We start from the raw sequence: 15670 nt of genomic DNA, 5'->3' as shown, positions 1-15670 counted from the left end.
CATGCTCCCTCGGATGCCTTTTGCATCAGCGATTCATTTTGCGGGCGACATCGCCGCGGTTCGGGCCAGTGTTTCCCAGGCGGCGGGCATGGCCCTTCGGATATCGGCATAAGCGGAATAAAGCAGATCGAAGCGGGCGGCTTCCTCGCCGATCGGCTCCTCGGCTTCGCCGAGCAGCGGCGTGACCCAGTCGGCGATGCAGTCGTCCATTGTCTTGTAGGCGCCGATCGCCACAGCAGCCATCATGGCGGCGCCAGCCGCTCCGGTCTCTTCACGGCGGGACAGGCGGATCGGCGCCTTGAGTGACGCGGTCAGGGAGCGTCGCAGCGCGCTAGAACGCACGGCGCCGCCGGTGACGCGCAACTCTTCCGGCATATCGCCCATGGCGGCGTAACAATCGCGCGTCGCCAGCGCCAGACCTTCGACAACCGCGCGAACGAGGTCTGGAAACCCGTGGCGAACCGAAAGGCCAGAAAAGCCTGCCCGGGCCCGCGCATTGACGAAGGGGCCACGTTCTCCGGCCTCGGAAATATAGGGATGATAGACGACCGATCCGGGCTGGCTTTCGAAAAACCAGCGGTCGATCCTGGCGACGAGCTCGGCGTGGGTGACAGGCTTTCCGGCCTCCGCCATCAGATAAGCGGCCATCTCCAGCAGCCAGTCGATATTGATCGTCGCACCCATATTGGTCTGCACCTGGGTAACGGTGCCCGGGATCGGCAGGGCGATGACGTATCCAGTGCCCTCGCGGTTGAGATGAACGTCACCCACCGGCTTTGCGCGCAGATGCACGCCAGTCGAACCGATCGTCGAACAGGCTGCGTTGCGCCCACCGCTGCGAACACCGGCGCCGAGCGCCGTCATCACCATGTCCACATAACCGAGGCTGACCGGCGTGCCGGCCAGCAAGCCGCAGGCCCGCGCCGCTTCCGCCGTCAGCGGATGGCTGATTTCTGTTCCATCGACAATATCGGGCAGAAGCGCGCGGCGATGCGTCAACCCGAGCGCGTCGATGGCAACAGGCGAATATCGCCGCGTCCTGAAATCACCGAAGGTGAAACTTGCCTCCGAAGGGTCGGTCGCCCGCACACCGGTAAAATTGAGGTAGAGCCAGTCCTTGCAGTGCAGCGCCGTTTCCGCCCGGTCCAGAAGCTCCGGCGCCACCCGATCCATATGAGCGAGCTGCGCGCCCTGCTGGCAGGTATTCAGTCCCGTGCCCGTCTGCTCGAAACGCGCCCTGTCTGTTTGCTGGCCGGCAAGTGACACCACGGTCGGCGCGGCACGCGCGTCGAGCCAGAGCCAGGCATCGGCGACAGGCAGATTGCCGGAACCCACCAACCATGTTCCGTCCCCCTGCCCCGTCACCGCGATCGCCGCGGTGCGCGATGCAAGATCCTCGACCTTCTCGCCAAGGCCGCGAAGCGCACCGACACAATCCTCCCAGGTCTGAGCGAGCGATTGCGTGGCCGAACCATCGCTGCCGCTTGAATATTTGTTGCGAACGGATGCGGCCGCGATCTGACGGCCGGAAAGGTCGAAGGCAACCGCCTTGATGACCGATGTTCCCGCATCGATACCGATGATGACCTGTTGGCTGACATCCATCGCGGATTATCCAGCAATCACGTCGAGCGTCACGAAGGGCAAAACGCGCATCGATTTCATGTCTCATATCCTCCCGGTCGGCACCGCCAGCAAAGGGCGCAAGCGACCACACTTCGAATTCACGGGCAAGTCAGCGGGCGCGCAGATCGCGCTCCGAGATCTTGAGACCCGATCCATTTCAAAACCTCCCATAAGCCTGATCAAAAGATAACACAAAGATATCATTCTTCCAGTAAGATTTTTCTCGCAATGAAATTTTTTTCAGATAAAATATAAACCAATCAACACGACCAGCGCTGGTGACAGCCTCAGCGATTTGCGGCGACGGCTGCGTGCAATGAGAACTCGCTCCACGTTATTTATCCTTTCAAATCAATTATATATCTCAATTTAGTTTGGCGAATGGTCACCTTTTTGGCCGGAGCGCACGCTTAAGTTCAGGTGCCTTCTCGTCGCGTCAAGCACACTTTCAATGTTATGTTGTCAGCGCCAATCCACAAAACGCCTGTTGACAGACGGACAATTTGATAACATGATTTTTGGCATAAACACCATTTACCTATCACGCAGGCATCGCTGCTGAGAGGAATTGCGGCCCAGGCGGTTGGAGGAGACAAGCGCCGGTCCGACATGGAGGAGGTTCGGATGCGCATTTTTCCCGCTCATCATCACGCCGCTTGGCTCGGCAGGTTTCCGCACCTCGATGCGGTTTTCGAAACGTCCCGTCTTCGATGAAGCAGCCGCAAGGCTTTCGCCAGTTTCATCCTCTTCCGACATAAATCCGACCAGCCGCAAAGGTCGTCAGCAATGAATACTCAGCCCGCTCATGCAGCATCCGCGCCAGGCAAAGGCAACCTGAAGATCATCGTCAGTGCCATTGCGGCAATCGTGGTCATCGGCGCAATCGCGCTCGACACCAAGGTCGTCAAGATTGGCTCGGAGAGCGATGTGCGGCAGCAGGCCTTTTCTCCGGAAACCTTCGGCGCCGAGCAGTTTCCGAAGATCCAGGCGGACGTCGAAAAGAGGGCCGTGGCTGCGTCTGAGCTGGCGACGGCGATCGTGGCGGACAAGAAGGCTGCCGGCGAGAAATACGGCGTTGCCACGAGCACCGGTCCGGTCATCCCAGTGACCTTGAACGGCACCTTCGGCGCGCGCAAATCCAATACCAACGAAATGAAGATCGACGGCTTACCTCCCGAGACGGTGGTCCGTGTCCAGACCGGTCCTGCGGTCAATGGCACGGACCTCCGCGATGCCACAGGCACGATCGAATTCGGTCAGTTCACCAATCAGATTCAGTATCAGGATGCCGGCTCGGCCATCAATAACGAGATGAAGAAAGCCGTATTCGACGGCCTTGATCCGGACCAACTCGATGGCAAAACGGCAACTGTCGTCGGCGTCTTCAAACTCATCAACCCGAAAAACTGGCTCGTAACTCCGGTCAAGGTCGACGTCAAATGAGCGAGCCGATCTCCGCATCCGAAGTCCTTGGCGAGGTCGTCCTGGCTGCCCGCAATATTGCCAAATCCTATGGCAGCGTGCATGCCCTCAAGGGCGTCAATTTCGATATCCATCGCGGTCAGATCACCACGTTGTTCGGTGAGAATGGGGCGGGCAAATCAACGCTGATGAAGATCCTTTCGGGCGTCGTCCAGCCGACGTCGGGCGAAATCATTCTCGACGGCGCACCGATCAGCTTCAGCTCATCGACCCATGCCCGCGAATGCGGCATCTCGATCATTCACCAGGAGCTCAGCCTCGCGCCCAATCTCAGCGTGCGCGACAACATCTTCATGGGCCGCGAGATCATCAAGGGCGGCGTGGTCGATTTCGCGGAAGAAGAGCGCCAGACGCGCATTTTGATGGAAGAACTGGAAGAGGAGATCGATCCGCTGACCAAGGTGGAGGATCTGCGTCTCGGCCAGCAACAGATTGTCGAAATTGCCCGAGCGCTATCCGTCAATTCGCGTATCCTGATCATGGATGAGCCGACTTCGGCGCTCAGCGCAGCTGAAGTCGAAGTGCTTTTCAAAGTCATCCACGATCTGACCAATCGCGGCGTCTCGATCGTCTACATCTCACATCACCTTGAGGAAGCGCTGCAGATCACCAATCACGCCGTCGTCTTGCGTGACGGCACCATGACGGCCTATGCGCAACGCAAGGACATCGATCTCGAATGGATCGTCCGCAACATGGTGGGCGACAATTTCGATCTCGGCAATCCGCCCGAAGGCTATGAATTCGGCAAGGCTGCACTGTCGATCGACAATCTGACGGTTCCAGGCCTCTCCGGATCGGCCTTCAATTCCGTCGACCGTCTCTCGCTAGACGTGCGCGCCGGGGAGGTCGTCTGCATCTACGGCCTGATGGGCGCCGGACGCACCGAGCTTCTGGAATGCGTGGCCGGACGGTTGCGTGCAAGCAGCGGCGCCATTCGGCTTGAGGGCCAGGATGTCGGGCATTTGAGCATCGCCGGACGCATCGCAAGCGGCCTCGTGCTGGTGCCCGAGGATCGCCAGCGCGACGGCCTCGTCCAGACGATGACGGTCGGTTCCAACCTGTCGCTTGCCAGCATCGGCGCCTTTACCAAGGGACTGTTCACATCCGGCCGTCGCGAGCGCGAGCTTGTCGATGCCTCCATTCGCAAAGTCCGCGTCAAGACCGATGGAGGAGAGGCCGCCATCGGCTCGCTGTCTGGCGGCAACCAGCAGAAGGTGGTTATCGGCAAGATGCTGGCGACAGACCCGAAGGTCATTCTTCTCGACGAGCCGAGCCGCGGCATCGACATCGGCGCTAAGGCGGAAGTCTTCAAGCTGCTGGCCGAACGTGCCCGGCAGGGTCTCGCTGTCGTCTACTCGACTTCCGAGGTCAACGAATGCCTGAGCATCGCGCACCGCATCATCGTCATGCATCGCGGCCGGATCTCGGCTGAATTCGGTGCTGACGTCACCAAGGAAAAGATCATGGCCGCCTCAGGCGAAGCTATGGTCGCGCACTAGCCCGGAATTATGGAGCACTGATTATGTCAGTCACGAACATCACCGAAAAGAAGTCAGTGTCGCATGGGCAAAAGCGCAACACCAACCTCGTGCGCCTTATCCTGGAAGGCCGCGCCTTCTTCGCGCTCATCGTCATCATCGCGGTCTTCTCGTTCCTGTCACCCTATTACTTCAGCCTCAGTAACTTCCTGACCATGGCCTCGCATGTTGCCATCTTCGGCATCCTGGCGATCGGCATGCTGCTGGTGATCCTGAATGGTGGCATCGATCTTTCGGTCGGCTCGACGCTCGGGCTTGCCGGCTGCATGGCAGGCTTCCTCATGCAGGGCGTAACGCTGACTTCGTTCGGCGTCATTCTTTATCCGCCGGTCTGGGCCGTGGTGGTCATTACCTGCGCGCTCGGCGCTGTCGTCGGCGCGGTCAACGGCGTGCTGGTCGCCTACTTGAAGGTTCCGGCCTTCGTCGCCTCGCTTGGCGTGCTCTACGTCGCCCGTGGTATCGCGCTGCTGATGACCAATGGTCTCACCTACAACAATCTCGGCGGCCGCCCGGAGCTTGGCAATACCGGCTTCGACTGGCTCGGCTTCAATCGCCTCGCAGGCATTCCGATCGGCGTCATCGTGCTCGCCGTCCTCGCGATCATCTGCGGCATCGTCCTCAGCCGCACGGCCTTTGGTCGCTGGCTTTATGCCTCCGGCGGCAATGAGCGTGCGGCCGATCTCTCGGGCGTGCCGGTCAAGCGCGTCAAGATCATCGTCTATGTGCTCTCGGGCGTCTGCGCGGCAATTGCCGGCCTGGTCCTGTCGTCGCAACTGACCTCAGCCGGTCCGACTGCCGGCACGACCTACGAATTGACGGCGATCGCGGCAGTCGTCATCGGCGGTGCGGCGCTGACGGGCGGGCGCGGCACGGTACGCGGCACGATGCTCGGCGCCTTTGTGATCGGCTTCCTGTCGGACGGCCTCGTCATCATCGGCGTCTCGGCCTACTGGCAGACAGTCTTCACCGGCGCGGTCATCGTCCTCGCTGTCCTCATGAACAGCATCCAATACGGGCGCCGGGCAAAATCGTCCTGACGTCCGCAACAGAACTTATCCGCGAAGGCAACTGAAGGCCGATCGCGGAAAGCACCGCCGGTTTCCGGCAGCACCTGAACTCACAAATGGGAGAGAGACTATGTTTAAGAAAGGCATGCGCATTCTTCTGGCAGCCGCGGCTGTCGCCCCGATCCTCGTCAGCTCCGCCTGGGCGGCAGGCCAGATGACGATCATCGTCAATGATCCGTCCAACCCCTACTGGCTGACGGAGGGCAACGTCGCCAAGGCGACAGCCGAAAAGCTCGGCTACACCGCCTCGGTCAGTGCGCACAAGGGCGACACCAACACCGAAAGCAACATGATCGATACCGCCATCACCAACAAGTCGGTCGCCATCATTCTTGACCCGGCAAATGCCGATGGTTCCATCGGCGCGGTCAAGAAGGCAGTTGCCGCAGGTATCCCGGTCATCCTCGTCAATGCCGAGATCAACCAGGAAGGCCTCGCCAAGGCGCAGCTCGTTTCGAACAACGCCCAGGGTGCCGCAATCGGTGCGCAGCAGTGGGTCGAAGCGGTCGGTGACAAGGGCAAGTATGCCGAGCTCCTCGGTGCCCCGTCGGACAACAATGCCGCCACGCGCTCGAACGGCTATGAGACCGTTCTGACCCAGTACCCCGATCTCCAGAAGGTCGCCAAGGAAGTTGCCAACTGGGACCGCACCCAGGGTCACAACAAGATGCAGTCCATGCTGCAGGCCAATCCCGACATTATCGGCGTAATCTCCGGCAATGACGAAATGGCGCTCGGCGCCATCGCGGCACTGAAGGAAGCCGGCAAGCTCGCCAACATCAAGGTCGGCGGCTTCGACGGTTCGCCGGATGCGGTCGCCGCGATCAAGGCGGGCGAACTGCAATATACCGTCCTGCAGCCCGTCGCCGTCTTCTCCGAGGAAGCCGTCAAGCAGGCTGATAACGTCATCAAGACGGGCAGCACCGGCGCCAAGAGCGAAAAGCAGCTGTTCGATTGCCTCCTGATCACCAAGGACAATATCGACAAGTACACCGGCCCGTTCGTTCTGTCACAGTAATGAGAAAGAGGGCGCTCGACCGGGCGCCCTCCTTGACCTTTTCGACCGTATCAAGCCGCTTTCGCCTTCTTTGCCTTGGCATGGCAATCACTATACGAAGCTGGGACATGGAATTCAGCGACAAGGGTGACCCGTGACACAGAAGACCAATCAGGGCGATGAGCTGTTGGATCAGCTGACCAGCGACAGCCGTCAGACACGCCAGGTCGCGCGCCGGCGTATGATCGCGGAGGCCGTCATGAGCGAAGGTTCGATGCGGATCGAGGATCTGACCGATCGTTTTGGCATCAGCCTGATGACGGCGCATCGCGATGTGGATGAGCTCGTGAGCCGCGGGATCTTCCGGAAGACACGCGGCATCGTCACTGCCGCTGCCACCAACCTTATCGAATCCAGCGATGTCTACCGCTCGAGCCGGCAGTCGGCGGAAAAGAAAGTGATCGCGGAGGCTGCCATGCAGTTCGTCGAACCGGGACAGGCCATCTTTTTTGACGATTCCACGACTGTCCTGCAGATGGCATCGCATCTCACCTCGAAGGTGCCGATCACCGCCATCACCAATTCGCTGACGCTGATGAATGCGTTGACCGGCATGCACGACGTCACCCTGCTCGCGCTCGGCGGCCAGTATTACAACTGGTGCAATGCCTTCATGGGACGAATGACGATCAACGAGATCAGGGGCTTGCGGGCGGATATCGCATTTATTTCCATGTCGGCCATTAACGACGGCATCGTGCTGCATCAATCGCCCGAGACCGTCGATACCAAGCGCGCCATGTTCGACTGTTCGGTCAAACGCATCCTGCTTGCCGACCACACCAAATTCGAACGGCGCGCGCTTCACAGCTTCGCGGCGCTCGATGAATTCGACGTCGTCATCGTCGACGACAAGACCCTCCCCGTTCACATCGACCGGATGCGCTCCAGGGATATCAATGTCGTCATTGCCAGGACCGGCAACGGGCGCATGTGACCGGACCGCCCGGCCGCGATAGAAAGGTGAATGTGCATGCCGAGTCTTCTCGGGATTGATAGCGGCCTGACCGTCACGAAGGCCGTCATTTTCGATATCGACGGCACGCCGATCGCCGTCGCCCGGCGGCGCGTTAGCCAGCTCATCCCGAGGCCGCGTTTCGTGGAACGGGACATGCGCGAATTGTGGACCGCGACGGCTGAGGCCATCCGCGAGGCGGTCATCCTCAGCGGCCGGCCGGCAAGCGATATCCAGGCCGTGGCGGCAACGGCGCATGGCGATGGCATTTATGTGCTGGATCAGGCGCAGGAGCCGCTTGGCAATGGCATCGTGTCACTGGACAGCCGGGCGGGTGATATTGTCGATCAATGGACTGATAACAAGGTCGCCGACGAGGCGATCGCGCTCACAGGTCAGGTGCCGCATGTCTCCGCCCCGTCGGCGCTGCTGGCCTGGATTCGGGATCATGAGCCGGAACGGTTTAAGCGTATCGGCCACATCATGAGCTGCAAGGACTGGCTGCGATTTTGCCTGACCGGCACCGTCGGCACCGATCGCACCGAAGCAAGCACCTCCTTCACCGATGTCAGGACACAAGACTATAGCGAGGACGCACTGCGCCTGTTCGGCTTGCAGGCGCTTGCCAGAGCACTGCCGCCGGCCTCGCGCTCGGACGAGATCGTTGGACGAATAACTGCCGATGCAGCGCGGTTGACCGGCCTCCTCGAGGGCACGCCCGTGGCTGCCGGATTGCATGACGTGACCGCTTCGGCGCTCGGCGCGGGTGGTTATGCCGACGGCATCGTCGCCGTCATTGCCGGAACCTATTCGATCAATGAGACGCTGTCTTTCGAACCGCGCGTCGATCGACGCTGGTTCTGCCGCAATGGAATTGCGCCAGGCGTCTGGAACAGCATGTCGATTTCGCCTGCATCGAGCGCGAACTACGAATGGTTCATCGAAAAACTATGTGGCCGAGAATGGACGGACTGCGAAACCAAGGGCATGTCCATTCACGCTTTGCTGGCATCGGAGATTGAGGCGGCTTTTGACCGGCCGTCATCGGTGCTTTTCCATCCCTATCTCTTCGGCTCTCCTTACGGTGCATCGGCAAGCGCAAGCTTCTTCGGGCTCGGCGGCTGGCATGACCGCGGCGACATGCTGAGGGCCGTCATGGAAGGCATCGCGTTCAACCATCGCATCCATGTCGATGCCCTGCGTGACGGCTTTGCCGTCAAGGAAGCGCGCCTTGCCGGCGGCGTGTCACGCAATCCCGCAGTCGCACAGCTGTTTGCCGATGTGCTTGCAATGCCGGTGACGGTAACCGGCACCGACGAGGCGGCGGCTTGGGGGGCTGCCATTTGCGCTGGCGCAGGCGCCGGTCTTTACCCGGACCCGCAAAGCGCTCCAACAAAGGACAAGCAGGGCAAGACCTGCAAGCCGGACGCTGCCCGCAGCGCCGATTACGAAAAGCGCTACCGCCTCTTCCTCGAAATTGCAGAAACAATGACGCCGCTTTGGCCGAAGATCGCCGGCCTTGCGCAGGACAGCGCGGCAGAGGCCGCAGTTTAGGACAACAGCACCATGACCCCCGACACGCTTGGGCGCAGCCCGGATATCCGCGAGCACGATGTCGACGTCGTGATCCTTGGAGCAGGCATCAATGGCGCCGGACTGTTTCGCGACCTCGCGGCTCAGGGCGTCAGCTGCATGATCGTCGACAAATCGGACTTTGGTTCCGGGACGAGTGCAGCGCCGTCCCGCCTCATTCACGGTGGATTGAAATATCTGGAAACCGGAGAATTCGGCCTGGTTGCCCAATCCACTCTGGAGCGTAATCTGCTCTTGAAAAACGCGCCGCATTGCGTCGAAGCGCTGCCGACATTCATTCCGATCTTTTCGTGGACACGCGGCATCTGGGCGGCACTGCAGACATTGTTCGGCTCAAAGACTGCGCCCCGCAGCCGCGGCGCCGTTCTCATCAAGATCGGTCTTTCCCTTTACGACTTCTTCGGTTCACGCGACCGCGTGATGCCGCGCCACCGGCTGATCCTGAAAAAGAGGGCCAGGCGGGAAATGCCGCATGTGACTCAGGCGATTGTCGCCGGGGGTATCTACTACGACGCAAAAATCAGCCGGCCGGAACGCCTCGTCTATGAACTCGTCAAGGATGGGCTGGAGGCGAACCCGCATTGTACCGCGGCAAATTTCGTCACACTGACCGCCTGCGCGGAAGGCCGTCTGAACTTCCAACGGGAGGATGGCGGCGAATTCTCGGTGCGTCCGAGGCTCGTCGTGAACGCGGCAGGCCCGTGGATCGATCATGTCAACGAAGCGCTCGGCGCGCCCTCGCACCTGATCGGCGGCACGAAGGGTTCGCATATCCTGATCGATCATCCCGAACTGGTGCGCAGCCTCAACGGCCACATGATCTATTTCGAAGCCGACGACGGCCGCATCTGCCTGGTGTACGGCTATCTCGGGCTTGCGCTCGTCGGCTCCACGGATATCCCGAGCCGGGATCCCGACACAGTGCGCTGCGAGGAACCCGAAATCGATTACTTCCTGCAGAGCCTCAGATCGCTGCTGCCGACATTGCGCTTCGATCGCGACCAGATCGTCTACACCTATAGCGGCATCCGGCCGCTTCCCGCCTCCGACGGAACAGCGCCCGGCCTGATCAGCCGCGACCATTCAGCGCCGGTCATCGAAGCGGATGGCAAGCGGCCTTTTGCCATCATGTCGCTGGTCGGCGGCAAGTGGACGACGTTTCGCGGTTTTGCCGAGGAGGTTGCCGACAGTGTTCTTTCCCGGCTGGAGCGTTCGCGCAAGCAATCAACCCGCTATCTTGCGATCGGTGGCGGAAAGGCTTTTCCGGCCGACGCGCAGGCAAGACGGGTCTTCGTTGACAGGATCGCGAAGGCTGCAGGCATGACGGCCGCGCGCGCAGAACAGCTTCTGAACCGCTACGGAACGACGGTCGAGGCGGTGGCAACATTCTCCTCCGAACATTCCGACGAGCGGCGCCTGTCGGGAGCCGCACATTACAGCTTTCGGGAAATAGACTGGATCGCGCGCAATGAGCTTGTGGTCCATCTCGCCGATATCGTTTTGCGGCGCACGACGATCGCGATCGAGGGCCAGCTGACCTACGAAGGTTTGGTCGATATTGCAGGCATCGCCGCGAAAGCGCTCGGCTGGGACGCTCCGCGTGTCGAACATGAGATCAACGATGTCGTCTCCCTGCTCAAGGCGTTTCACGGCCAGACGCTGGCAGCCGGCACACCAGACATCGAACCGGAAAAAAGCGCCCGCCCCGTCAGCCGATGAGATCTAAAGCATGTCGCGCAAAACTGTGCAGCGGTTTGCGATAGCGACATGCGCGGCACGCTTTAGGAAAAGACCGGATCGAGCGCACCGGACGCATAGCGCTTTGCCATCGCCGAAACAGGAAGGGGCGTAATCCGCTCCGCCATGCCGGCGGTGCCGAACTGCTCGAAGCGCTCCTTGCAAAGCTTGGTGAGCGCGGCCATTGCTGGCTTCAGATATTTGCGGGGATCGAATTCGCTCGGATCTTCCTGCAATATCCGGCGGATCTGCCCGGTCATGGCCATCCGGCCGTCGGTGTCGATATTGACCTTGCGAACGCCATTCTTGATGCCGCGCTGAATTTTCTCGATGGGCACGCCCCATGTGGGTTCCATCCGGCCGCCATATTTGTTGATGATCTCCTGCAGCTCGATTGGAACTGACGACGAGCCGTGCATGACGAGATGCGTGTTTGGCAGCTTACGGTGGATCTCTTCGATGACATTCATCGCCAGCACCGAACCATCTGGCTTGCGCGTGAATTTGTATGCGCCGTGCGAGGTGCCCATGGCGATCGCCAGTGCATCGACCCGTGTTTCGCGCACGAATTTCGCCGCCTCATCCGGGTTCGTCAGCAGCTGATCGTGAGACAGTTTGCCTTCGGCGCCGTGCCCGTCTTCGGCCTCTCCCATGCCCGTCTCCAGAGAGCCAAGCACACCGAGCTCGCCTTCAACGGAAATGCCGCCGAGATGCGCCATCTCGGTCACCCTTTTGGTCACGCCGACATTGTAGTCCCAGTCGGCGGGCGTCTTCGCATCCGCTTTCAGCGAGCCATCCATCATCACGGAGGTAAAGCCCGCCTGGATGGCCGTCATGCAGCTCGCCGGATCGTTGCCATGGTCGAGATGCACGCAAACCGGGATATGCGGGTAGATTTCGACGACCGCGTCCATCATGTGCTTGAGCATGATGTCATGGGCATAGGCGCGCGCGCCACGCGATGCCTGCATGATGACGGGCGCGCGGGCCGCATCCGCGGCTTCCATGATGGCGAGCGCCTGTTCCATGTTATTGATATTGAAGGCAGGAACGCCGTACCCCTCCTCCGCCGCGTGATCCAGCAACTGCCTGAGCGTGATGCGCGCCATTGAACACTTTCCCCTCACACGTGAGACACGTCGAAATCGTTGGCTTCGGTGCCAGAAAGGATCGCATAATCACAAACTTGGAACAAGTATAAATCACAATATCACAAATTTGGTGATGCTTTTCTTGTCACTTGAACGTTCAGCCGTGATGGGCGGAAAATCGGTCTTACGAGTTGGCGTCCTTGGAGGCGTCAATCCATCCAGTCGCTGTAACCTGTATCAAGCGCGCCTCGGGCAAGCGACAGAACCGGTTCGTAGTCGGCATCCGTAAGCATCGCGATATCGACGAGACCGAGAATATCGCGCGCACCGGAAAGCGATGGTGCGGTGATCGCTGCGAGAAGTGCCTCGCGCATCAATGCCACATCCGCATCCGAAACCTTTCCTCCGGTAATGAAGGGCAGACCCGGCGTTGCAGGTGTCTCTGCAAGGATGCGGATGCCTTCCGCACGATCTGGCGCAAAGCGCAGGAGGTTGGCAAAGGTGATGCAGTCGATTGCTGCGCAATCCGCCTGCCTGCTCGACACCGCATCGATGCTGCCGCCATGGCTGCCCGTCTCGATTGTGCTACCGAAGAAGCGGCCATTGCGGGCAAGCGGGGCGACCGCCGCCCGAAGCAGATTTGCCCCGGAATTGCTGTCAGGACTATTGATGGCGGCTGTCGCGCCGCGCAAGTCTGGCAGCGAAGCGAAGGTGGAAGCGCGGCGCACGACAATGAAGCTGCGCATCACGGGACCGTTGCAGCCAGGATGGGCGTAGACAGGCGTGGCAACGACGCGCACCTTGCCACGCAATCGCTTTACATAGGGATAGCCGCAGGTCTGAGAAAAGAGCAGGTCCTCACGTAGCCAGGCCTCGTCATAAGGGATCGTGGTGTCGAGGCTCTCTGGCAGATCCGAAAGCCCGGCCTGCGCAAGATAGTGCCGAAGGAACGACCAGAGTTCGACGGTGGCCTCCGCAAGCGGTTGCGGCGTGACATACATTGCAAGACTGGCAAGATGCATGCTCTTCACTCGCCGTACTGTTCGTCGAACAGGCGCGAGGCAAGGACAGCCACGTCTTCGCCGAGCGAACGATCCTCCGTCATGACCGGCGCGAGGCCTCGAACAAAGGCATGAGTCCTTTTCGTCTCCGCGCCGCAGCGGTGTCCGGGACGCTGGTCGACAGCCTGGGCAGCCGCCAGCATTTCGCAGGCGGTGATTAGGCGCCACAACTCCAGCATCTCGCCGAGCTTGCGCACGGCAAGGGACGATTGCGTTGCATGATCCTCGACACCTTCCGACACGGCAAGGAAGTCGAGCATGACAGGATTGGCCTTGTGCCTGATATCGGCCATCAGCGCCGCTACTGTCTTCTGCATCGGCACGAAACCCGCCGATGGACCGCCGAGGGGGGAGAGATAGCGCGGCAGGCCGTTGCGACCCGAGCCCGTCAGCTGGATGAAACGTGCGGCGGATGCCGCAGCTGTCTGAGCGACCGCAAGCCCCAATGTCTCGAAGGCAAGCGAAAGCGCTGGCGTCTGGAAGTTACCTGATGACAGCACCTGTTGCTCTTCCAGGAGAACAACGGGATTGTCGGCCGCGGCATTCAGCTCGATCTCGACGGCCTCGATCGCCTTCGACAGCGCATCGGCAAGCGCCCCATGGATCGGCGCAAGACAGCGCAGGCTGAGCGGATCCTGGATGGCGGCGCTTGCGTCGAAAAGTGTCGAGCCCTCAAGCATCTGCAGCAGCCGGCTGGCTTCCTCTGCCTGCCCCACTGCTGGCCGGGCGCGTTGGATGGCCGGCGACAGGATGAGTGGATTGCCGGCAAGGCCCTCGAAGCTCAAAGCAGCCGCCTGGCGCTGGGCATCGAGCAGTCGTTTGGCGTCGTGCAATACGAGGGCGCCACGACCGGCAGAGACGGCTGATGCATTGAGAAGCGAAATCCCGTCCTTTGGCTGCAGGCTCGCCGGTGCAATGCCCGCAAGCTCAAGGGCTTCATTCGCCGGATAGACGATGCCGCGATATTCGGCTTTTCCTTCGCCGACCAGGGCGCGGGCCATGGCAGACAGCAGCACGAGGTCACCCGCACCGATCGAGCCGATTGACGGCATCACCGGATGAACGCCGGCATTCAGCATGGCAAGCAGCGCCTCGAAGACGGGCAGCGAAATGCCGGATCCGCCAAGGGCCAGCATCGAGAGCCTGGCGGCGATCACCGCACGGGTCGCGTCGCGCGGCAGTGCTTCACCGACCGCCATGCCGCGGCCGCGGATCAATTGAAGCTGGAAGGCCTCGAAATCTCCAGTCACCGCCGTCTTCAGATTGGCGCCGAGCCCGGTGTTCATACCGTAGATCTGCTGGCCGGTCGCTGCGGCACCTTCCAGGATGCGCCGCGCGGCAATCATCCGCTCACGGACCGCATCGGAAGCCTCGACGGTGGCATCGCCACGGGCGATCGCCACGATGTCGGCAATGGTGATGCCGGAGCCGGTCAGCAGGATTTCCCTCATGCGAAGCGCAGCCTCTGGCCGATACCAGCCGAGCGCGCCTTGGAAAGCAGCGCGTGGCCAAGCGCGATGTCGCTGAGTGACAGGCCGCGGTGCCAGAGCAGGATGGTCTCGTCCTCGCTCTCGCGGCCGGGCTTCAGGCCGGCGACGACCTGTCCGAGTTCGGCATGCAGCGTCTCCTCGGAAAGCCTGCCGGTCTCGACATGGGCGCGCAGCGAGCCGAATTTGCCGGTCTTGCACTGACCCCAATCGTCGACGACGAGTTTGGCCATGATGTCGGTCAACGAGAGTTCGACGGCACTCATCGTGCCGTAGGGCACGACGAAGGCGCCCTTCTTGATCCACTCCGTCTTCAGAAGCGGTTCGGGTTGCGATAGGCGTGATGCCTCGACGACGATATCGGCCCCCTCCACGCAATCGCGCCAGTTGTCGACCACGATGATCTTCTTGCCGAGGTCGGTCTCCAGCTTGGCGCCAAAGGCATCACGGCTTTCCGGCCGGCGCGAATGCACGCGGATCTCGTCGAAATCGAAGAGATGATCGAGCAGGCGCACGTTCCAATACGCGGTGCCACGCGCACCGATATGGCCGAGCACCTTCGAACCCTTGCGGGCGAGATGCCGGGCACCAAGCGCGGTGACGGCGCCCGTGCGCATGTCGGTGATGACGGTTGCATCAAGGATCGCCTTCGGCACGCCGGTGCGCGGATCGAAGAGGTTGAGCACGCCGAATTCGGAGGGATAGCCGAGCTTGTAATTGTCGACATAGTCGCCGACGACCTTCACACCGGCAAGGCCGAGCGGCGCTACATAGCCGCGCAGGACATTGAAATGGCCGTGAAAGCTCGCATCCGGCTCAAGATGAACACGCGGTTCGATGACCGTTTGGCCCCTGCCCTGGGCGGCTAGCGAGGTTTCGATCGCCGCCAGGATTTCATCGTTGGTCAGGTCGAGCGCCTCGATGTCGAAGGCGTTCAGATAGTCGATATAGATCGGGTCCATTGTCATCTCGT

At 60.9% G+C, this 15670-nt stretch carries 12 protein-coding genes; 7 read left to right on the top strand and 5 right to left on the bottom strand.

The genetic code is table 11. The annotated features are described in order from the left end of the window. Positions 1-33: 33 nt before the first annotated feature. A complete protein-coding gene (locus J2X71_RS12085; protein ID WP_310382337.1) occupies positions 34-1605 on the bottom strand; it encodes an FGGY-family carbohydrate kinase in 1572 nt (523 codons plus the stop codon). Between the two features lie 807 nt (positions 1606-2412). Here J2X71_RS12085 and J2X71_RS12080 point away from each other — a divergent pair. From J2X71_RS12080 to J2X71_RS12050, 7 genes are all read left to right on the top strand, one after another. Continuing rightward, entirely contained in the window at positions 2413-3069 is a 657-nt protein-coding gene (locus J2X71_RS12080) for a DUF2291 domain-containing protein (RefSeq protein ID WP_310382336.1), read from the top strand. Further along, positions 3066-4610 (top strand): sugar ABC transporter ATP-binding protein, encoded by a 1545-nt coding sequence (locus J2X71_RS12075; protein ID WP_310382335.1) that lies wholly within the window; start codon positions 3066-3068, stop codon positions 4608-4610. Before J2X71_RS12080 ends, J2X71_RS12075 begins: the two co-directional genes overlap by 4 nt. 23 nt (positions 4611-4633) lie before the next feature. Continuing rightward, positions 4634-5686 carry an ABC transporter permease gene (locus J2X71_RS12070; RefSeq protein WP_113324599.1) on the top strand — a complete coding sequence of 351 codons (1053 nt, stop codon included), beginning with the start codon at positions 4634-4636 and terminating at the stop codon, positions 5684-5686. Positions 5687-5786: 100 nt separating this feature from the next. Then, positions 5787-6734, top strand: a complete 948-nt coding sequence (locus tag J2X71_RS12065; RefSeq protein ID WP_113324600.1) for a D-ribose ABC transporter substrate-binding protein — start codon at positions 5787-5789, stop codon at positions 6732-6734. A gap of 133 nt (positions 6735-6867) precedes the next feature. Next, positions 6868-7710 carry a DeoR/GlpR family DNA-binding transcription regulator gene (locus tag J2X71_RS12060; protein ID WP_310382334.1) on the top strand — a complete coding sequence of 281 codons (843 nt, stop codon included), beginning with the start codon at positions 6868-6870 and terminating at the stop codon, positions 7708-7710. A 36-nt stretch (positions 7711-7746) separates the two neighbouring features. After that, on the top strand, positions 7747-9282 hold the full coding sequence (locus J2X71_RS12055) for an FGGY-family carbohydrate kinase (protein WP_310382333.1): 1536 nt from the start codon (positions 7747-7749) through the stop codon (positions 9280-9282). 12 nt (positions 9283-9294) lie between these two features. Beyond that, positions 9295-11040, top strand: coding sequence for a glycerol-3-phosphate dehydrogenase/oxidase (locus J2X71_RS12050; RefSeq protein ID WP_310382332.1), 1746 nt, complete (start codon positions 9295-9297; stop codon positions 11038-11040). 62 nt (positions 11041-11102) lie between these two features. Here J2X71_RS12050 and fba read toward each other — a convergent pair whose 3' ends face one another. From fba to J2X71_RS12030, 4 genes are all read right to left on the bottom strand, one after another. Beyond that, complete coding sequence (gene fba / locus J2X71_RS12045) at positions 11103-12167, bottom strand: class II fructose-bisphosphate aldolase (protein ID WP_310382331.1); 1065 nt, start codon at positions 12165-12167, stop codon at positions 11103-11105. A 191-nt stretch (positions 12168-12358) separates the two neighbouring features. Then, positions 12359-13171: a PhnD/SsuA/transferrin family substrate-binding protein gene (locus J2X71_RS12040; RefSeq protein WP_310382330.1), complete on the bottom strand. Its 813-nt coding sequence runs from the start codon at positions 13169-13171 to the stop codon at positions 12359-12361. Between the two features lie 5 nt (positions 13172-13176). Further along, positions 13177-14661 (bottom strand): histidine ammonia-lyase, encoded by a 1485-nt coding sequence (hutH, locus tag J2X71_RS12035; protein ID WP_310382329.1) that lies wholly within the window; start codon positions 14659-14661, stop codon positions 13177-13179. Next, entirely contained in the window at positions 14658-15659 is a 1002-nt protein-coding gene (locus J2X71_RS12030; protein ID WP_310382328.1) for an ornithine cyclodeaminase family protein, read from the bottom strand. The genes hutH and J2X71_RS12030 overlap by 4 nt, the downstream gene beginning before the upstream one ends. Positions 15660-15670 lie beyond the last annotated feature (11 nt).

Source organism: Rhizobium sp. 1399 (genome assembly GCF_031455475.1).
In the GTDB taxonomy this organism is placed as follows: domain Bacteria; phylum Pseudomonadota; class Alphaproteobacteria; order Rhizobiales; family Rhizobiaceae; genus Rhizobium.
The sequence above is the reverse complement of the archived record's forward strand: the minus strand, read 5'-3'. Positions and strand labels throughout refer to the sequence as shown.